Genomic DNA, 19,762 nt, shown 5'->3' with positions numbered 1-19,762 from the left:
CGAGCGCTGGTGGGAACAGCACGTGCCGATGGGCGTGCTGCTCGGGGCGGTCGCACTCTTGGAGCAGCAGGTTCGCCGCTGTCCGGCCGAGCTGGTAGGCCGGTGTGGCGCTCTAGCCGAGTGGCGCCGGGTTGGCGGTGATGACGCGGTCGTCATCGGCGTCGCGGAAGGGACAGGTGAATCGGTGTGTCCCGGCTGTGATCTCGAACGGGTCGTCGGGGTGTCCGGGGAGATGGACGGTCGCGGTGGTGCTCGGCGGAATCTGGACGGTCAGCTCCAGTTCGCCGTGGGCGCGTTCCCAGCTGACCTCGGCGAGGCCGTATGGGGTGAGGTGAGCGGCTCTGGCCTGGGTGAGGCGGCCGCCTGGGAGAGGCTGGATGATCATGTGGCGGTAGCCGGGGGAGCCGGGGGCCAAGCCCGCGACGGTGCGGTGGATCCAGTCGGCGACGGCGCCGAGGGCGTAGTGGTTGAAGGAGGTCATTTCGCCGGGGTGGATGCTGCCGTCGGGCAGGATGCTGTCCCAGCGTTCCCACACGGTGGTGCCGCCCATGGTGACCGCGTACAGCCAGGACGGGCATTCGGTCTGCAGGAGGAGCTGGTAGGCGTCGTCGATGGCTCCGACCGAGGTGAGCGCGTCGCAGACCAGCGGGGTGCCGACGAAGCCGGTGGCGATGCGGTGGCCGCCCGCGCGGACCAGTTCGACCAGGCGGCGGCCGGCGCGGGCCCGCCGGTCCGCGCCTTCGATGAGGTCGAATTGCAGGCCGAGCGCGTAGGCGGTCTGGGTGTCGCTGGCCATCCGGCCCGAGGACGACAGGAACTCGGTGTCGAACGCCTCGCGGGCTCGTTCGGCCAGGTCCTTGTAGCGCAGGGCGTCGTCGGCTCGGTCGAGGAGCGCGGCGGTGTCGGCGAGGATCGTGGTGCAGCGGACGAGGTAGGCGCTGGCGACGAGCGCGGGGTCGGTGCGGGCCTCGGCGGGACGTTCGGGCGGGGCTGTGGGGTCGAGCCAGTCGCCGAGCTGGAATCCGCTGTCCCACAGGTGGGCGTCTCCGGCACGTTCGGTGATCTGGTCGACCCAGGCCTTCATACTGGAGTACTGGCGGCTCAGGAGTTCGACGTCGCCGGTGCGTTCGTAGAGGGTCCAGGGGACGATGACGGCGGCGTCTCCCCAGGCCGCGGTCGGTTCGGTGGGGAAGATTCCCAGGTCGATCCACGGGACGTACACCGGGACCGTCCCGTACTGCTCCTGTTCGGCGGCGAGGTCGGCCAGCCAGGATTCGAGCATTCCGGTGCAGGAGTAGAGGTAGGCCGCCGTAGGGGCGAAGACCTGGATGTCTCCGGTCCAGCCCATGCGTTCGTCGCGTTGGGGGCAGTCGGTGGGGATGTCGACGAAGTTGCCGCGCATGCTCCACAGGACGTTGTCGTGGAACCGATCGAGGAGCGGGTCGGAGCTGGTGAACCAGCCGGAGCGCTCCATGTCGGTCTGGCACACCACGGCGACGACGTCACCGGTGGCGAGTTCGCCGGGCCAGCCGTCGACCTGCGCGTAGCGGAAGCCGTGCAGGGTGAACCGAGGTTCCCAGACTTCGGTGCCGTCGCCGCTCAGGATGTAGGTGTCGACGGAGGTGGCGGTCCGCAGCGGGCGCACGCCCAGTTCGCCGTGCTCCAGCACCTCGGCGTGGCGCAACGTGATCACCCGGCCGGTTTCGCCTCGCACGGTGATGCGGAGCCTCCCAGCGATGTTCTGCCCGAAGTCGAGGATCGTCTTGCCCGACGGCGAGGTGAGGACCTCGACGGGTTCGATGATCTCTACCCCGCGTACGGGCGGGCCGGTCGGCGCGACCAGGGTCTCCGGGTCGTACGGGATCGCGTGAACGCTCTGCCACGAGGTGTCGTCGAAACCGGGAGCCGACCAGCCGGGCTGGTTCTTCCGGGCGTCGTGACGTTCCCCTTCGTAGAGGCCGACCGAGGCGATCGGGCTGGGCGCCGACCGCCAACCGGCACCGGTGGCCACGGTTTCCACCGTGCCGTCCTGGTAGCGCAGTTCGAGCTGGGCGACCAGGCCGATCTCGTCGCCGTAGACATGCCGGCGCCCGCCTTCGAAGCCGACCCGGCCCCGGTACCAGCCGTCGGCCAGCCAGCCGCCGAGCACGTTGTCCCCGTCGGACAGGAGCGCGGTGACGTCGTGGGTTCGGTAGCGCAGCCGGTGGCCGTAGCTCGTCCAGCCCGGGGCGAGCACGTCGTCACCGACCCGGCTGCCGTTGAGCTCGAGCTCGTAGACGCCGTGGGCGGTGCTGTACAGCCGGGCCGCGACCACCGGGCCGCGAAGGGAGAACCCGTGCCGGAGCAGGGCAGCGGGCCGGGGCAGTTCGGCCTCGGGCAGGTCGGGTGCGATCATCGCCGCGGTCCAGTCCGCCGGTTCCAGCAGACCGGCCTCGACGACCACCGGATCACTCCAGGCGGTCGGTGGTGCCTGCTCCGCACCCCATACCCGCACCGCGACCGCCCGGCGATCCCGTGAGCCGAGCGGCGATCCGGGCCAGGCCCGCAGATGCGAATCCGCCGACGCGACGCGGCCCTGCGGCACTCCGTCGAGCTGGATCTCATAGGCGGTCTGAGCCCAGCCGGGGTTGGACGTGGCCACGTTCCACGAGATGCGGGGACGGGCGAGACCGATTCCCAAAGACTCTCGAAGATGTTCGAAGCGGACGTTAATCACGCGTGGGCTGGCCATGCGGAGGCATACCTCTTCTGCGAAGTGGGGCGTGGGCGCAAACGGGTGGCGGGGCGGGAGGTCAGCCCTTGACGGAGCCGGCGGTCAGGCCCTTCATCACCTTCTGGTTGAGCACCAGGTAGATGGCCAGAGTCGGGAAGACGGCCATGCAGACCGAGGCGAAGGTCGGTCCCCATTCGCGCTGCCCGTACTGGCCGACGAAGTTGAGCAGGCCGGTCTGGACGGTCCGCAGGTTGTCGTCGCTGATGAAGGTCAGCGACAGCAGCAGGTCGTTCCAGATGAAGAAGAACTGCACGAGGGCGACGGTGAAGATCGCGTTGCGGACGGTGGGCAGGACCACGCTCCAGAACGTCCGGTAGATGCCCGCGCCGTCGATCGCCGCGGCCTCCAGGATCTCTCTCGGGATGGCTTTGTAGTAGCCGGCCATGAGAAAGACGCTGAGCGGCAGCCCGAAGACGGTGTAGGTGATGATCAGTGACCACAAGGTGTTGATCAGGTTGGTCTGGAAGTAGATGGTGAACAGCGGGAGAAGCACCATCTGCAGCGGCACCATGACCCCGGCGAGGAACAGCAGCAGCACGCCGTCGCGGCCCCTCCATCGCATGATCTCCAGAGCGAACCCGGCCGCGACGCTCAGGACGATGATCAGTGCGAGGGCGGGCAGGGTGGCGAGCAGGCTGTTGCGGAAGTAGACGCTCATATTGCCGGTCGTCCAGGCGTCCACGTAGTTCTGCCAGTGCAGTCCGCGGGGCAGCGACCAGACGGGGCTGGAGGAGAACTCGTCTTCGGCCTTGAGCGAGGAGATCAGCAACCAGGCCAGCGGCGCGACCTCGATGACGACCAGCAAGGTGATCGCCAGCCGGAGCGGCATCCGGCCGACCTGGCGACGCAGAGGGGAGGCGGTCACAGCCGGACGTCCTTTCGCGCGGTACGGAAGATCACCAGCGTGACGGCGAGACTCAGGATCGTCAGCGACATCGCGATCGTGCTGCCGTAGCCGTAGTCCCCATAGGTGAACGCGGTGTTGTACATGTAGAGCGTCAGCGGCGTGGTCGTCTCGCCCGGCCCGCCCTTGGTGAGCGCCAGCACGGAGTCGAAGACCTTCAGCGTGCCGTTGATGCTGAAGATGATCGAGCTGACGAGGATCGGGGTGAGCAGCGGCAGGACGATGTGGCGGGTCAGCTTCCACCCCGAGGCCCCGTCGAGCCGGGCGGACTCGATGATGTCCTCGGGCACGTCGACCAGGCCGGCGTACAGGAGGATCGCGTAGAAGCCCATGGATCGCCAGATGTCCATGCCGATGAGGATCCAGAACGCCCCGGAGGGGGTGCCGAGCCAGTCCTGCACGTGCGAACCCATCCCGGCGCCCTCCAGCACCGAGTTGACCAGCCCGTTCTGCGGAGAGACCTGGAAGAGCTTCACGAACATCTGCGCCACGGCGACGGTCGGCAGGACCACGGGGAAGAACACCAGTGTCCGGATGACGGACGAGGTTCTCCGCAGGTAGAACACGTACATCAGGGCCAGGAACAGCCCGGCGCCCACCTGGCCGATGGTGACGAGCACCGAGTACCTGAGCGTCACCCATGTCGCGGCCCAGAACGCGTCATCATGGAAGATCTTGGTGTAGTTCGACTGACCCGTGAAGGAGAACCCCGTCAGCGCGTTGCCCTCGAAGAAGGTGTAACCGAAGGACCAGACGATGGGCAGCAGCATCATCAGCGTGTAGATGGCCAGCGGTGGCCCGATGAACAGCAGGATCGCGCGGCGATCCCGCAGCATTTTCTCCAAGGCGGCCTCCAGAGCACGGATGGGACGGGGTGGGGCTGGACCGCGGTGACCGGGGCCGCGTCCGACCCGGCCACCGCAGAGTCGACAAGGCCGATCAGCCCTTGAGGGCGTCCTGGACGTCGGACATGTAGTCCTGCGGCGACAAGCTGCCCGTGACCAGCCGAGCGGCGTTCTTCTGCGCGACGGAGGTCGCCCTGGCCGAGAACAGCGCCTCGAACCACAGCACGGGATCCTTGGTGCCGGCAATCTGGTCCTGGACGACCTTGGTGGTCGCCGGAATCGTGGCCGGCGGGTTGTTGACCTTGAAACCGGTGACGATGCCGCGCTTGGACAGGGCGGTGTCGCCGTAGTTGGTCGCCAAGTACTTCAGCCACTCCCCGACGGCCGGGGTGTACGCCTTGGCCGAGACCATGGTCGGCAGACCCACGTTCATCGGCGTCTGGTCGGCCGTGCCGACGCCGCCGGCGACGGTCGGGAACGGCATGTACCCGATGGTGTCGGCACCGATCTTGTTCTTGGCGGGGTCGTTGAAGTCACCGACCGCCCAACTGCCCATGTAGAACATGCCGGCCTTGCCCTGCAGGAACAGGTCCTCGGCGGACTGGTAGTCCAGAGTGGTGACGCCCTTGCCGAAGAAGCCCTTGGAGCCGAGGTCGGCGATGGCCTGAGCGGCCTGCACGTAGGGCCCGTCGGTCAGCTTGGCGGTGCCGTCGGCGACCTTCTTCAGCGCGTCGGGGCCCAACAGCCGGAAGATGTAGTCACCGAGCAGCCGGCTGATCGGCCAGCCCTCCACACCGGAGGCGGCGAACGGCTGGATCTTCTTGTCGTTCAAGGTGGTCGCCGTGGCGACCAGTTCGTCCCAGGTGGCGGGCGGAGTGATGCCGTTGTCGGCGAAGATCTTCTTGTTGTACCAGATCCCCTCCATGTTCAGCTCGAACGGAAGGGCGTACATCTTGCCGCCCTGCAGCTGCTTGATGACCGCGATCGCGGCGGGACTCACCTGGCCGATCACGCCGAGCTCGGTCAGCTTGGCCTCCAGGTCCACCGCCTTCCCCGACTGCCCCATCTCCGCCTGGGCGGCGGGGGTGTTCGGCGCGTTGAACAGCACCGGCAGGGAGTTCTGGGCCCCCAGGAGCTGGAGCTTCTGGTCCAGGTCGGTCTGCGGGGTGTAGCTGTTCTTCAGGGTGCTGCCAGGGTGGGCCTTGCTGTAGCCGTCCATCAACGAGGTGAGGATCGTCGGCCAGTTGTCCGTCGGCTGCTGGACGCTGAGGAACTCCACCGAGACCGGGCCGGAGGCGTCCGCCCCGGCATCGCTGGAACCGCTCTTGCTCGAACCGCCGCACGCGACGGTCGCGAGAAGGGACGACACGACGGTGATCGCCGCGAGTTTCTGGGATCTCACTTGTTCTCCTGTGGGTGTCGAAAGCCAGCCGAAGGCCCGGCTGGGATGGCCGGGCCGCCCAACCCCCGAGCGGCTCCACTGAGATCAACCGGGGCGGTTTCTCAGGTGGACCCTGTCTGACCTGCGCGATCGCCGCATGTTTCAAGCGCGTTTCGCATTTCTTAAAGATCGATGATGCGCCCACCCGCGGGCGCGGAGTTAGCCCGCAGTGCACCTCTACTAGCACGAAATGCACCTGACCTTGATCATCAACGCGCCAGGGCCAGTGAGGTGAACTTTCTGCTAGTACAGGTGAATCACGGGCTAACTCCTCCGGTGTGATCTGGAGCACGATCCATCGAGCAAGCGGCAGGAAACCTGTCGGAAACATCCCTGCACCTGAGGAGAGCCCCGGATGCGAAGATCAATCACCCCCCTCCGGAGGCGGCTGCGGGCGGCGCTGCCGCTCGCGATCGTCGCCCTGACCCAGATCGGCCTCTCACCGGGTGCGGGCGCCGAGGTGTCCTTCCCCGCCGAGTGCCCGTGGATGAACCCGACCAAGAGCCCCGATCAGCGTGCGCGTCTCCTGCTGAACGCCAGCACGCTCGACCAGAAGCTGCGCTGGCTGGTCGAACAACCCGCCAACCAGCCCGCGACCACCACATTCAGCGGCATCACCTACCCCGCTCAGCTGCCGTGCACGCCGAAGGTCACCTACACCGACGGGCCCGACAGCGTCCGCGGCAGCACCGGGGTGACCACCTTCCCCGCACAGATCGGCCTGGCCGCCTCCTGGAACAAGGACCTGGCCTACGCCAAGGGCAAAGCCCAGGGCGACGAGGCCTTCCGCAAGGGCAAGAACGTCGTCCTCGGCCCGGGCCTGGCCAGCGGCCGCACCCCGCTGCTGGGCCGCACTCCCGAGTACCTGGGCGAAGATTCCCTGCTGAGCGGCACCCTGGCCGCCGGGCACATCAACGGGCTGCAGACCGGCAACCCCGACGAGCCGGCGATGGCCGTGGTCAAGCACTACGTCGCCAACGAACAGGAACTCGACCGGACGACCAGCTCCTCCAACATCGATGAGCGGACGCTGCGCCAGGTCTATGACCTGCCCTTCGAGATCGCGATCGACCAGGGCGCGCCCGGCGGCGTCATGTGCTCCTACAACCAGATCAACAGCGTCTACGCCTGTGAGAACCCGCTGCTGAAGGACAACCTGAAGAACGCCCTCGGGTTCCAGGGCTACGTCGTCTCCGACTTCGGGGCCGTCCACTCCACCGCCCCGTCCCTGGTCGCCGGCATGGACCAGGAACTCAACCGGCCGAACTACCTCACTCCGGCCAAGCTCAAGGCGGCCCAGACCGCCGGACAGATCACCCAGGCACAGGTCGACGGCGCCGCGCTGAGGGTCGTGCGGGCCTACATCACCGCCGGCCTGTTCGACCACCCGGTGCCCGCGAGCCCCGACGCCGTGGTCTCCACCCCGCAGAACAAGGCCGTCTCCCAAGCCATCGCCACCCAGGGATCGGTCCTGCTCAAGAACCAGGACGGAATCCTGCCGCTGACCGCGGACACCAAGAAGATCGCGGTCATCGGGCCGACCGCCTCCAACACCCCCACCGGCGGGGTCAGCACCAACACTGTGTGCGGTATGAGCGGATTCGGCGCCGGAAGCTGCTCCATCCCCGCGGTCGCCCCACTCGACGCCATCACCCAGCGAGCCGCCGCGAACGGCGCCACCGTCACCTACGCCAACGGCTCCGACACCACCGCCGCCGCGACCGCCGCGTCCTCGGCCGATGTGGCCATCGTGTTCGGCTACTACACCATGGGCGAGGGCAGCGACCGACCGAACCTCAACCTCGCCGGCAACGGCGACGCGCTCGTCTCCGCCGTCGCAGCGGCGAACCCGAACACCATCGTGGTCCTGGAGACCGGCAGCGCCGTCCTCATGCCCTGGCTGGACAATGTCAAGGGCGTCATGGAGGCCTGGTACCCCGGCGACCAGCAGGGCACCGCCATCGCCCGCCTGCTGTACGGCGACGACAACTTCTCCGGCAAGCTGCCGATGACCTTCCCCAAGGCCATCACCGACACCCCCACCCAGACGGCCGCCCAGTATCCCGGCACCAAGCCCACGGGCGCCACCATCCGCCAGGTCGACTACACCGAGGGCCTCAAGGTCGGCTACAAGTGGTACGACTCCCAGGGCATCGAGCCGCTGTTCCCCTTCGGCTACGGCCTGTCGTACACATCCTTCTCCTACCGCGATCTCAACCTCGTGGTGAACAAGGACAACATCAAGGTCAGCTTCAAGGTCGAGAACACCGGTGACCGCACCGGCACCGAGACCAGCCAGGTCTACCTGACCCTGCCCTCGGCCACCGGGGAGCCCGGAAAGCGCGGCCCCTTGCCAAACACCGCGCCGACATCATCGGACGGCTGTCGCTGTTCCTGGGCCACCTCGCCCGCGCCGTCGCCGACAACGACCTCATCGACGCCACCGGCCCAACCCACCCAGCGGTCGTCCAGGCCATGCGCGTGCTGGAATCAAGCGTGGCCCACGACTGGACCCTGACCGAACTCTCCGAACACCTGCACCTGGCACCCGGCTATCTGGTCAGGCTCTTCAAGAACGAGACCGGCCTGCCGCCGATGGCCTACCTCACCCGCCAACGCGTCGAAACGGCCGCCGCCCTGCTCCTCCACACCGAGGAACCGGTCGCCCACATCGGCGAGAGCGTCGGCTGGAGCGACCAGAACTACTTCGCCCGCCGCTTCAAAACCCACTTCGGCCTCAGCCCCACCTCCTACCGCAACCGATTCACCCACAACTCCATCGAACTCGCCAAGCCCTCCCAACGCCCAGCCTGAGCCGCGGTGAACGCCCCGGCCGGGTCTACCGGGGCTCCTCCGAGTTGCCGGGAAGTCGGTCAGGCCGTGAGTTCGGTACGATGTGCGGCCAGGAAGTCGGTCAGGCTGAGCGGATCCGGGTTGAACACGCGCGCGACCTCGAGGTCGCGGCGGCCGAGGTAGGATCCGGGAAACTCAGCGTAGTACTGGAACATGTTTCCCAGCTCGTCCGCGCCGGGGAAGCCGAAGCCGCGGAACTGGTCGTGGGTGGGTGGGCGGTATGCCACCGGCTCACCGAGCACCGTGCTGAGCGCCGCCGCCATCTGCTCGCCGGTCTGGTACTCGCCGACCACGGGAATCGTGGCGCCGATCGTCTCTGACGGCTGGCGCAGCACGCGCAGCGCTACCTGGCCGATGTCGTCGGAGGCGACGCCGGCGATGGGCGTGTCGCCGAGCGGGAGGTGCATTGCGAGCGTCCCGTCGGGGTCGCGTTGCGGTTTGGCGAGGGTGAGCAGGTTGTCCCAGTAGAAGGACAGCAGCAGGTACGTGGTAGGGAGGCCGGACTTGGCGAACAGGGCGTCGGCGGCCCCTCCCTTCACGTCGAAGTGCGGCACTCGATAGCCGTCGACGAACGGCATCCGGTTGTCGTCGGCCGCCATCGCCTCCCGGGTGTCCTCGAGCGTCGACCACAGGACGTGCCGCAGGCCGGCTGCCTGGGCCGCGCTGATGAGGTTCTCCACCTCGGCCAGTTCCCGGGTGGGCGAACGGTGCTCCCAGTACGGCGTGACCAGGAACGCGCCGTATGCTCCCTCGAATACCCGGCGCAGGCTGCCCTCGTCGGTGAGGGTCGCCTCCACCACGTCGGCGCCGAGCCCGGCCAGAGTCTGCGCCTTGGGTGATGCGGCGTTGCGCGTCACCGCCCGTACGGTGAATTCGCCGTCGGCCAGCAGCGCCCGCGCGACCGCGCCGCCCTGCGTGCCGGTCGCGCCGAGCACCGTGATCACCTTGTCGTGAGACATCGAGGTTTCTCCTGTCATGGGTTGTGCTTCGAAGGTGGCCGGGTCGGCCTCATTGGATGGCGTCAGGCGGTGAGGGCGACGATGACGGTCTTGCCGTGCAGCGCGCCCGCGGCGGCCTGGGCGTGCACGGCCGGCAGCTCCGCGAGGGGGACCCGTTGGGCGACGTCGACGCGCAGTTCGCCGGAGTCGATCAGCGCGGCCAGCCGGGACAGCTGGTCGGCGTCGCTGCGGACGAACAGGTCGATGCCGCGTACGCCGTGCTGCTCGTCGCTGGGCGCGGGCATCCACACCGTGGTGTTGACCAGCACTCCGCCGGAACGGATGAGGGTGACCAGCGCGGACAGCTGCGCCGGGTCGATCGGGGCGAGGTTGAGCACGACGTCGACCGGCTCGCTCAACGCCGCGGTCACCTCGGTGGTGGTGTGGTCGATGATCTCATCGGCGCCCGTGGCCTTGACCTGCTCGATGCTGCGGGGGCTGGCCGTGGCGATCACGTACGCGCCGGCGTTCTTGGCCAGCTGAACGGCGTAGCCCCCGACCGCCCCGCCCGCGCCGTTGATCAGCACGCGCTGGCCCGCCGCCAGCTTCGCGTGGTCGAACAGCGCCTGCCACGCGGTGAGACCCACGATCGGCAGCGCCGCGGCGTCGACCAAGGGGACACGTGTGGGCGCCGGCGCGAGAATATCGGCCGGAGCCACGACGTACTCCGCCGCCGCGCCATCGCCCGCCATCGGCAGGAACCCGACGACCCGGTCACCGATCTCGAAACCGCCTACGCCCTCGCCCAGTGCTGCGATCGTGCCGGACACGTCGATGCCCGGCGTGTGCGGCAGCGTCACCGGGATCGGGCCCTGCATGAAACCCGCGCGGATGTTGCCGTCGACCCCGTTGAACGACGTCGCGGCAACCCGGATCAACACCTGCCCGGCGCCGGGGACGGGCTGCTCGACGTCCTCGTAACGCAGGACGCTGGGGTCGCCGTACTCGTGAAAACGCACTGCCTTCATCACAAGCCCTCGTCTCTTCCTTTGTTAGGTGCTTCGTTTTCGAAGCACTCTTGAAACATAGCACGCTTCAGATTCGAAGCAACCTGCGTACGGTGTGAGCAGGCGACCTAGTCGCCCGCGGCAGCCAGGAGGCGGAGCTTCTCGTCGCTCGAGGAGCCGGGGACGGCCATGAAGACCAGCAGCATCTGGTACTCCACGGGATCCAGCAGAAGCTGGCGGTACAGCTCCAGCCGGCCCAGTGCGGCATGCCGGTAGCGTCGGAGGTGGCGGTCGTCGGTGACGCCCACCTCGACGAGGTAGCGTTCGCGAGCCGCCGGGTCGGCGCACCAGCGGTCAACCAGGTAGCGTGACGATCCGCCGGACCGTGTGTAATCGCCGAACAGGGCAATCGCCGGACGTGTCTGCAACAGCACCTCGCCGAACTGGGAGAACACCATCGCGGGGTGGTCCGACAGGCGCTCGACGATGCGCGTCATGACGGGGCCGGCGTGATCGCCCGTAACCTCGTTGTGGCGCGTCCGGAGAAAGTGCTCCAGCAGTTCCCGGTCCACGCTTCTCACCGCCTTCCGTGTCCGACCGATCAAGCGTGGCGCGAACCGGAAGCCGGGTGAATGTCACCGTTATCCACGGACAAACTGTCCGTGGATAACCGGGCGGCTCAGATCGTCGTGATCAGGCGCTGGAGCTTCTCGTCGCTCGGTGAGCCGGGCTCCGCCAGGAAGACCAGCAACTCCTGGCCCTCGTCGGGGTCCACCAGCCGGCGGGCGAAGAGCTCCAACTCGCCCAGCTCCGGATGCAGGTAGCGCTTGAGATCGTCGTGGTGGGTGACGTCCACCTCGTGCAGCCGCCAGATTTCGGCGAATTCGGGGCTGTCCGCCAGCAGCGCTTCGACGATCTCTCCGGCTGTGCCCGTAGGGTCGGCCGTGTACGCCACCCGGATCTCCACGGTGAAGACCCGGCCGCGGAGGGCGTGATCCTCGGGGGGATAGAGGGCGCGTTGCGCCGGGTCGGTGAACCAGCGGTAGACCAGGTAGCGGGACATGCCGCTGAACCTGGTGTAATCGCCGAGCAGGGCAACCGCCCCACGGTTCTGCGACAGTGCCTCGCCGAACCGGGAGAGCACTATCGCGGGCGTGTCCGAGAGACGCTCGACGATGCGGCTCATGACGGGACTGACCTGCTCGTCGCGCAGGACGCGCTGCGGAGCCGAGTGCCCGCCGAGGGCGAACAGGTGATCCCGCGCGCTCGGGCTGAGGTTCAGTGCCCGCGCCAGGGCGACGAGCATCTGCTCGGACGGCATCGGGCCGCGCTGTTGCTCGAGCCGGCTGTAGTAATCGGCCGACATGCCGGCCAGCACCGCAACCTCCTCGCGCCGCAGCCCGCCCGTACGACGCCGGGAGCCACGGGGAAGCCCGACGTCCTCCGGCTGCAGCCTCTCCCGCCGTGCCCGGAGAAAGTCCGCCAGCAGTGCCCGGTCCATCCCTCTCTCCGCCTTTCAGTCGGTTCGGTTGCGTCCGGCGCGGGGTTTGGCGGACCGTGGCGGGGTGGCGCGCATGTGGTCGCGGACGCGGCCGAGAACGGTGCTGAGGGCGGCGAGGTCCTTGCCGGTCATCGGTTCGAACAGCAGCTGCCGGACGCGGTCGACATGCCCGGGAAGCACGTGGGCGATCAGGGCCCGGCCGGCGTCGGTGACAGTCACCATGACACTGCGCTCGTCGTCCGGCGACGGTGAGCGGGTGATCAGGCCGCGTTTGTCCAACAATCCCGCCTGGTAGGTGAGCCCGCTGCGGCTGTACACGACACCGTCGGCCAGATCGGTCATCCGCAGCCTGCCCTCGGGCGTGTCCACCAGCCGGGCCAGGATCTGGAACTGCACGTAACTGAGGTCACCGTCGGCGCGCAGGTGCTCGTCGACCGCGTACTGAAGAAGGCTGCTGACCTCCATCAGAGCGAAGTACGCACCGAGTTGCTTCGAGTTCAGGCCGGGTGCCGGGTCACTCACCCCATGATCCTACTTGCTTTGAATTCGAAGTGCGCCTCCGCCCTCCCACCTACGCCCGACGACTCGATGCAGTCTTGAAAGATCAAAAGGACCCCGGAGAAACTCCGGAGCCCTGAATCACCTGTTGAAATATGCTGGACCTGATGACCGCGTAGTCGACCACGGCAACCGCGCTAGCACCCCCAGGGGGCGTGGGGGGCTGTGCCCCCCACATCGGGGGGCTCGGGGGGTCGTCCCCCCGTGTAACGACGAGGAGGCCCGCAGGAGCGAGCTCCCGCTCGCGACCACAGACCTCCGCCTCCGAGTGGACGATACTGGGATTGAACCAGTGACCTCTTCCGTGTCAGGGAAGCGCTCTCCCGCTGAGCTAATCGTCCGGGAACTGCGAGCGGAAGACGGGATTCGAACCCGCGACCCTCACCTTGGCAAGGTGATGCTCTACCACTGAGCCACTTCCGCGTGATCTTGCCGGGTTGGGGCCCGGCTCACGGAGAGAACACTAGCGAATCCTGGCTGACTCCCCAAATCAATTGTCGTGTAAGGAGCTACCATGCTTGACGATGGTTACCTCCGGAGGGTGATTATGGACGTTGAGGTTGGGCCTGGGCCGTTGGGCTTTGTGGATGTCGTACGGGTGGCCAGGTACGGGGCCGGGGTGCGGCTGAGTGAGGTGGCCGTCGCGGAGATGTTCGCCTCGCGGGGGAGGATCGAGGAACTCGCCGAGGGGGACACCCCGGCTTATGGGGTTTCGACCGGGTTCGGGGCGCTGGCGACCAGGCATATCGATCCGGGGTTGCGGGCGCAGTTGCAGCGGAGCCTGGTGCGGTCGCATGCGGCGGGGTCGGGGGCCGAGGTCGAGGACGAGGTGACGCGGGCGCTGATGTTGTTGCGGCTCAGGACGCTGGCGTCGGGGCACACGGGGATCCGGCCGAAGACGGCGCGGGTGCTGGAGAGCCTGCTCAACGCGGGGATCACGCCGGTTGTGCATGAGTTCGGCAGTCTGGGCTGTTCGGGGGACCTCGCTCCGCTCTCCCACGTGGCGTTGACGATCATGGGGGAGGGGGTCGTCCGGGACGCGGACGGTGCGCTCATGGACGCGCCCGAGGCGCTCAAGCGGGCCGGGATCGAGCCGGTCGAGCTTGCCGCCAAGGAAGGGCTCGCGCTGATCAACGGGACCGACGGGATGCTGGGGATGCTGGTCCTCGCCATCGAGGATCTGACCCGGTTGCTGAAGGTCGCGGACATCAGCGCGGCGATGAGCGTGGAAGGGCTGCTGGGGACGGATCGGGTGTTCTCCGCCGATCTGCAGGCGTTGCGCCCGCATCCGGGGCAGGCGGCGAGCGCGGCCAATCTGCGGCAGCTGCTGCGCGGTTCGGGGATCATGGAGTCGCATCGGGACGGGTCCTGCACGCGCGTGCAGGACGCCTACTCGTTGCGGTGCGCGCCTCAGGTGGCGGGGGCCGCGCGGGACACGGTCGCGCACGCGGCGGCGGTCGCGGAGCGGGAGCTGGCCAGCGCGATCGACAATCCGGTCGTGCTCGCGGACGGGCGGGTGGAGTCCAACGGCAACTTCCATGGCGCGCCGGTGGGATATGTCCTCGACTTCCTGGCCATCGCGGTCGCGGATGTGGCTTCCATGTCCGAAAGGCGTACCGATCGTATGCTCGATGTGGCGCGGAACCATGGGCTGCCGGCGTTCCTGGCGGATGACCCGGGAGTGGACTCGGGGCACATGATCGCCCAATACACCCAGGCGGCGATCGTTTCCGAGCTCAAGCGGCTGGCCGTTCCGGCGAGCGTGGACTCGATTCCGAGTTCGGCCATGCAGGAAGATCATGTGTCGATGGGGTGGTCGGCGGGGCGGAAGCTGCGGCGGGCCGTCGACGGGCTCACCCGGGTGCTCGCCGTCGAGGTGCTGACCGCGGCGCGGGCGATCGAGCTGCGGCAGCCGTACCGGCCCGCGGCGGGAACGGGCGCGGCCGTCGCGCTGCTGCGCGAGTCCGTCGCGGGGCCGGGGCCCGACCGGTTCCTCGCGCCCGAGATCGAGGCGGTGGTACGGCTGGTCGCGGACGGATCCCTCGTCGCGGCAGTCGAGGCCGCAACCGGGCAATTGTCCTGAAATTTCGGGGCGCTAACCCCCACGGGCGGCGGGCTGGGAGAATGGGCGGATGCACGACGCGTTCGCCCATATCGGCGGCCGATTGGCCGTCGGCCTGCGGGATGTGACCACCGACCTCGCGGCGCTGGACTCCGAGGGCTGGTGGGCGGTCGTCGTGGATTTCGAGGGCAAGGTCACCTGCGCCCGTTTCGACCAGGCACGGCCCTCCCCGCTCCCCACGCCCACCCGCCCCTGGCGAGGACCCGCCCGGGATTCCTGGCGTTCCTCCCTCGACCAGAAGCGCTACGAGCACGCCGTCCAGGAGATTCGCGACGAGATCGAACGAGGTGAGGTCTACCAGGCCAACCTCTGCCGAATCATGTCCGCCCCCCTCGAAGGCCCGCAGGACCCCCTCGCCCTCGCCGTCCGCCTCGCCGAGGGCAACCCGGCCCCGTACGAGGCCGTGATCAGCGTCCCCGGCCTGGCCGTGATCTCCGCCTCCCCGGAGCTCTATCTCGGTAAAAATGGCGACATAGTTGAGTCACGGCCGATCAAAGGCACCGGCGTGACCCCGGGCGACCTCCTCGAAAAGGACTACGCCGAGAATGTGATGATCGTCGACTTGGTGCGCAACGATCTCGGCCGGGTCGCCGAGGTCGGAACCGTCAGCGTTCCCGCGCTGTGCGAAGTCGAGGAACATCCCGGTCTCGTGCATCTTGTCTCGACCGTCCGGGCGCGTACCACGGCGGGCTGGCCGCAGCTGTTCGGCGCGACCTTTCCGCCCGGTTCCGTCACCGGGGCCCCCAAGTCTTCGGCGCTCCGCATCATCAATCGGCTCGAACCAGAGCCGCGCGGGCCCTACTGTGGGGCGGTGGGCTGGGTGGATGCCGACCGGCGTGAAGCGGCGCTGGCCGTTGGCATCCGCACCTTCTGGATCTCCGGTGAAGAGATCCATTTCGGCACCGGAGCGGGCATAACCTGGGGCTCCGATCCCCGGCTTGAGTGGCGGGAAACCGAACTGAAGGCCGAACGGCTCATCGGTCTGGCGTCCTTTGGAGGTTAGGTAATGAGTGTCCCCATCTGGGTCAACGGCGACCTGCTGGCACCGGAGCAGGCGGTCGTGTCCGTCTTCGACCACGGCCTGATGGTCGGCGACGGCGTCTTCGAGACGATCAAATGCGTGGACGGGAAATCGTTCGCGCTGACCCGCCACCTCGACCGGCTGGCGCTTTCCGCGAAGCGGGTCGATCTTCCCGAACCCGACCTGGCCGCCATCGCCGACGGCGTCCGGCGCTGCCTCGAAGCCGCCCCGGCCTGGCCGCTCGGCCGCATCCGCGTCACCTACACCAGCGGCCCGGGCCCGCTCGGCTCCGACCGGGGCGCCGAGGGCACCAACACGATCATCATCGTGGGCGAGCAGAAGCCGTTCCCCGCGGCGGCCGAGGTCGTCGTCGTGCCCTGGCCGCGCAACGAGCGCGGCGCCCTCGCCGGCGTGAAATCCACCTCGTACGGCGACAACGCCAAAGCCCTCGCCTACGCCAAGGAACGCGGCGGCGGCGAGGCCATCTTCGAGAACCTGGTCGGCAACCTGTGCGAGGGCACCGGCAGCAACGTGTTCCTGGTCAGCAAGGGGCGGCTGATCACGCCCACCCTCGCGGCCGGCTGCCTGGCCGGGGTGACCCGGGCGCTGACCCTCGAATGGTGCGACGGCGCCGAACAGGACGTTCCGCTTTCCGCGCTTTACGACGCGGAAGAGGCCTTCCTCACCTCGACCACCCGCGACATCCAGCCCATCGGCTGGGTCGACGGCAAGCCCCTGCCGCAGGCGCCGGGCCCGGTGACGCTGGCCGCCATGCGGACCTTCGCCGCGCGCTCGGCGGACGATCTCGATCCGTGAGAGCGGCCCCCGCCGTCGCCCTCGCCCTCGCCGCCGTGCTCGTGGCCGCCTGCTCGGCGGCCACGCCGGAGACGCCGCTGGTCGCCGGGTCCGGCGCGCCGGTGGTCGTGCCGGGCGGGCCCGGCGGCGTGGGCCGTACGGCGACGCCGGGGGAGCGGATCGGGACGGGGGAGTCGCGCGCGACCGGCGCGGATGTCCGGTTCGCGGAGATGATGATCCCGCATCACCGGCAGGCCCTGGAGATGGCCGGGCTGGTCCCGGGCCGTACCACGAATTCCCAGGTCACGGCCATGGCGCGGCGCATCGAGGCGGCGCAGCGCCCGGAGGTCGCGGTGCTGACCTCCTGGCTGGCCGCCCTCGGCCGCGCGCCCGCCCACGATCACCCGGAGGGGTACGGCATGGCCGGCCTGCCCGAAATGAACAGCCTCCGCACGGCCAGGAACGCGGCCTTCGACCGGCTTTTCCTCACCCTGATGATCAGGCACCACGAGGGCGCGCTGACGATGGCGGCCGAGGAGCTCCGGGACGGCCGCGACCGCATGATGCGCACCCTGGCCACCGACGTCGCGCGCGGCCAGCGGATCGAGATCGGCCGCATGCGCGAAATGCTCTAGTACGACCGCTGGGTCTGCACGTTCAGCTCGGTCATCTTCACGGCTTTGGCGGGATCGGTCAGCGGATCGGTGATCTCCAGGACGTCCAGGCCCTTGGTGATGTCACTGGAGTAGATGTACCCGTTGTAGTAATACGCCGACCATGACCCGCCGAGCTGCTTGCCCGGCGGCAGCGGTCCGCGCTCGAAGAACCCGATCTCGCGAGGATTGTCGGAATCGGTGAAGTCCCAGACCGAGACGCCGCCCTGGTACCAGCCCTGGACCATGACATCCTTGCCCGGCACCGGGATCAGCGAGCCGTTGTGCGCCACGCAGTTCTCCTCCGGACTCTGCGCCCGCGGAATCTTGAAATATCCGCGCTTCTGGAGCTTCGGACCGGCGACGAGGTCGTAGATGGCGTTCGCGCCCTGGGTCTCGTCCACGTTCGCGTCGCAGGTCGGCGCCATGCCGCCGCCCAGCTCGTCCCCGAAGACGACCTTGGTGCCCGCGTTGTTGAACGTCGCGGAATGCCAGATCGCGAAATTCTCGTCCTGTACGACCTGCAGCGTCTTCGGCCGCAAAGGATTGGTGATGTCCAGCAGGAACCCGTCCCCGAAACACGCGGCCGCCGCCAGTTTCCGCTCCGGATAGACGGTGATGTCATGACATCCGGCCGGATTGAACTCGGACTCCCCGTCGCCGCCCGGCCGATCCTGGAAAACGTTGGGTTTCGCGGCCACCCGAGCGGCCTTGGGGTTCTGCACCGGTACGTCGACGATCGTCAGGTTCTGATGCGGTGGCGGGCAGTTCCGCGCGTCCGGTACGGAAGACGGCGACGACACGTACACGTATATCGAGGTCTCACCGGGAACGAGCGCGTGCGTGTGGGATCCGCAGTCGGTCCGCACCGAGGTCACGTACTCCGGCTTGGCCTTGTCGGAAATGTCGAACACGCGGATGCCCTCCCAGGCCGTCGGCGCGCCCGGATCCGACGCCTGACCCTGGCAGGTGTCATCACTCCTGGGCGAATCCACCGACAGAAAGAGCAAATTCCCAGATACCGAAATATCGTTCTGCCCACCCAGGCACACGGTCCGCGACACCACTACGGGTTCCGCCGGATCCGCAATATCAACAACCGTAAAACCCTCATAATTGCCGACATATGCGTACGTGCCCTGGAACGCGAGATCCGTCCCCCAGGCCTGCGGCCCGTCGAACGGCGCTTCCAGTGGCACGTTGGCGACCAGCCTGACGTTGTCACTGTGCTTGATCTCGTCGACGCCGGGCGTGCCGCCCGTCTCCGGGGGGATCGTGGCGGCGACCGGGGGCCGGGTTTGCGGCGATTCCTCCACCGCAGGCGACGCGCACGCCCCCAGCAGTAAGACCCCCGCGAGCAGCGACGCTCCCGTCCCACGCCCCATCTCGGCGCCCCCAATCTCCAGACAGGACGCTATGTCAGGAAAGCATGGGCTGTGTCGGGAATAGGTAACAGTTCAGGAGCTCCAGAGCATATTCGTCAACTCTTCGTCCAGGTCCATGAAGTCGACTTCACGCCCAGCCGGCACCAGCTCATACGTACGGTGCAGGAACTCGGTCAGCGGCGCCAGCGGCACCTCGAACAGGGCCTGCCCGAACGGCGACGTGAGGCTGATGTTGAGCGTTCGCTCACCGTCCGACCGCGCCGGCCAGACCTGGACATCCCCGTCACCCACCCGCCGCACGATGCCGACGGTCAGCAACTCGCGCGCGAAGATCCACTCGACCGGCTCGTCGTTCCCCACGTGGAAGGCCATCCGGATGGCATACGGATCCTCGGCCGTGTAGCTGAGTCCGGCGAGCAGGGGGACGGTAGTACGGTCAGGGACCACAAGCCGAAGGCCCAGCTCGGCAGAGACGGTGGTGCTGTTCATCGTCAGCCAAACCTTTTCGTCGTCGGGTCCCCTCATCGGGGCTTTCACTGCTCACACGGACTACGTCCCGTGCTATGACGCGGAACGAAGAAACCTGTAGGAAAGATTCCGCTCTCAGGCCCTTCTGTAACGCAGTTCACAGCAAGACATTTAGGCGACTACCTGCGCAAACGTCACCAACAGGTGCATGTTTGCAAGGGTTTTGCGTGTCCCCGGGAGGGGTGTATCGGTCTCAGGTGGTGCGTATTGGTCGAGTGTGGGGCATCACGATGCTATGACAACACACCGCCACGCCGCCGCACTCCAGAGAACCTTTCGGTGACGATGCGCCCCAACTTGCGATGCGCTGCCCCTCACACCACCAGAACTGCCTAGATTCCGCCACTCCGTACACACCTCGCGACTCTCCGGTTACCCACAGGCCCCTTGTTACCCACAGGCCCCTTACCCATCTATAGCCTTCGCCACCACCCTCCG

Annotated in this window: 17 protein-coding genes and 2 tRNA genes; 6 read left to right on the top strand and 13 right to left on the bottom strand. The window is 67.9% G+C overall.

Annotated elements, in window-relative coordinates; translation table 11 throughout:
* Nucleotides 1-112: 112 nt before the first annotated feature.
* From Aple_RS06185 to Aple_RS06170, 4 genes are all read right to left on the bottom strand, one after another.
* Nucleotides 113-2,731, bottom strand: coding sequence for a family 78 glycoside hydrolase catalytic domain (locus Aple_RS06185; RefSeq protein ID WP_155343503.1), 2,619 nt, complete (start codon nt 2,729-2,731; stop codon nt 113-115).
* 61 nt (nt 2,732-2,792) lie between these two features.
* Nucleotides 2,793-3,638, bottom strand: a complete 846-nt coding sequence (locus Aple_RS06180; protein ID WP_218038138.1) for a carbohydrate ABC transporter permease — start codon at nt 3,636-3,638, stop codon at nt 2,793-2,795.
* A complete protein-coding gene (locus Aple_RS06175) occupies nt 3,635-4,513 on the bottom strand; it encodes a carbohydrate ABC transporter permease (RefSeq protein ID WP_246264200.1) in 879 nt (292 codons plus the stop codon). The genes Aple_RS06180 and Aple_RS06175 overlap by 4 nt, the downstream gene beginning before the upstream one ends.
* A gap of 103 nt (nt 4,514-4,616) precedes the next feature.
* Nucleotides 4,617-5,924 (bottom strand): ABC transporter substrate-binding protein, encoded by a 1,308-nt coding sequence (locus tag Aple_RS06170; protein WP_155343501.1) that lies wholly within the window; start codon nt 5,922-5,924, stop codon nt 4,617-4,619.
* 394 nt (nt 5,925-6,318) lie between these two features.
* On the opposite strand from Aple_RS06170, the gene Aple_RS06165 reads away from it, so the two are divergent.
* Nucleotides 6,319-8,481: a glycoside hydrolase family 3 protein gene (locus Aple_RS06165; protein WP_218038137.1), complete on the top strand. Its 2,163-nt coding sequence runs from the start codon at nt 6,319-6,321 to the stop codon at nt 8,479-8,481.
* Complete coding sequence (locus Aple_RS06160; protein ID WP_218038136.1) at nt 8,460-8,777, top strand: helix-turn-helix transcriptional regulator; 318 nt, start codon at nt 8,460-8,462, stop codon at nt 8,775-8,777. Before Aple_RS06165 ends, Aple_RS06160 begins: the two co-directional genes overlap by 22 nt.
* A 59-nt stretch (nt 8,778-8,836) precedes the next feature.
* Here Aple_RS06160 and Aple_RS06155 read toward each other — a convergent pair whose 3' ends face one another.
* The 7 genes from Aple_RS06155 to Aple_RS06125 all read right to left on the bottom strand — a co-directional run bounded on the left by Aple_RS06155 (nt 8,837) and on the right by Aple_RS06125 (nt 13,243).
* A complete protein-coding gene (locus Aple_RS06155; RefSeq protein ID WP_155343499.1) occupies nt 8,837-9,775 on the bottom strand; it encodes an NmrA/HSCARG family protein in 939 nt (312 codons plus the stop codon).
* A 62-nt stretch (nt 9,776-9,837) separates the two neighbouring features.
* Entirely contained in the window at nt 9,838-10,782 is a 945-nt protein-coding gene (locus Aple_RS06150) for an NADP-dependent oxidoreductase (protein WP_155343498.1), read from the bottom strand.
* A 107-nt stretch (nt 10,783-10,889) separates the two neighbouring features.
* A complete protein-coding gene (locus Aple_RS06145) occupies nt 10,890-11,333 on the bottom strand; it encodes an MmyB family transcriptional regulator (RefSeq protein WP_155343497.1) in 444 nt (147 codons plus the stop codon).
* A gap of 107 nt (nt 11,334-11,440) precedes the next feature.
* Nucleotides 11,441-12,262 carry a helix-turn-helix transcriptional regulator gene (locus tag Aple_RS06140; RefSeq protein WP_155343496.1) on the bottom strand — a complete coding sequence of 274 codons (822 nt, stop codon included), beginning with the start codon at nt 12,260-12,262 and terminating at the stop codon, nt 11,441-11,443.
* Between the two features lie 15 nt (nt 12,263-12,277).
* Nucleotides 12,278-12,784 carry a MarR family winged helix-turn-helix transcriptional regulator gene (locus Aple_RS06135; protein WP_155343495.1) on the bottom strand — a complete coding sequence of 169 codons (507 nt, stop codon included), beginning with the start codon at nt 12,782-12,784 and terminating at the stop codon, nt 12,278-12,280.
* Nucleotides 12,785-13,089: 305 nt separating this feature from the next.
* Nucleotides 13,090-13,161 (bottom strand) — tRNA-Val (locus tag Aple_RS06130).
* A gap of 10 nt (nt 13,162-13,171) precedes the next feature.
* Nucleotides 13,172-13,243 (bottom strand) — tRNA-Gly (locus Aple_RS06125).
* A 124-nt stretch (nt 13,244-13,367) separates the two neighbouring features.
* Here Aple_RS06125 and hutH point away from each other — a divergent pair.
* The 4 genes from hutH to Aple_RS06105 are packed head-to-tail and all read left to right on the top strand — an operon-like array spanning nt 13,368 to nt 17,393.
* Entirely contained in the window at nt 13,368-14,903 is a 1,536-nt protein-coding gene (gene hutH, locus Aple_RS06120; RefSeq protein WP_155343494.1) for a histidine ammonia-lyase, read from the top strand.
* Nucleotides 14,904-14,952: 49 nt separating this feature from the next.
* On the top strand, nt 14,953-15,945 hold the full coding sequence (locus Aple_RS06115) for a chorismate-binding protein (protein WP_155343493.1): 993 nt from the start codon (nt 14,953-14,955) through the stop codon (nt 15,943-15,945).
* 3 nt (nt 15,946-15,948) lie between these two features.
* The gene (locus Aple_RS06110) at nt 15,949-16,779 is read left to right on the top strand and encodes an aminotransferase class IV (protein ID WP_155343492.1); all 831 of its coding nucleotides are present in this window, start codon (nt 15,949-15,951) and stop codon (nt 16,777-16,779) included.
* Nucleotides 16,776-17,393, top strand: a complete 618-nt coding sequence (locus tag Aple_RS06105; RefSeq protein ID WP_246264171.1) for a DUF305 domain-containing protein — start codon at nt 16,776-16,778, stop codon at nt 17,391-17,393. Before Aple_RS06110 ends, Aple_RS06105 begins: the two co-directional genes overlap by 4 nt.
* On the opposite strand, the gene Aple_RS06100 is transcribed toward Aple_RS06105, so the two are convergent.
* Nucleotides 17,390-18,796, bottom strand: a complete 1,407-nt coding sequence (locus Aple_RS06100; RefSeq protein WP_155343491.1) for an LVIVD repeat-containing protein — start codon at nt 18,794-18,796, stop codon at nt 17,390-17,392. The genes Aple_RS06105 and Aple_RS06100 overlap by 4 nt on opposite strands.
* Nucleotides 18,797-18,868: 72 nt before the next feature.
* Nucleotides 18,869-19,285 (bottom strand): SsgA family sporulation/cell division regulator, encoded by a 417-nt coding sequence (locus tag Aple_RS06095; RefSeq protein WP_155343490.1) that lies wholly within the window; start codon nt 19,283-19,285, stop codon nt 18,869-18,871.
* Nucleotides 19,286-19,762 lie beyond the last annotated feature (477 nt).

The organism is Acrocarpospora pleiomorpha (assembly GCF_009687885.1).
Classification (GTDB): Bacteria; Actinomycetota; Actinomycetes; order Streptosporangiales; family Streptosporangiaceae; genus Acrocarpospora; species Acrocarpospora pleiomorpha.
Note: the sequence above shows the minus strand (reverse complement) of the source record. Positions and strands in the feature narration are given on the sequence as shown.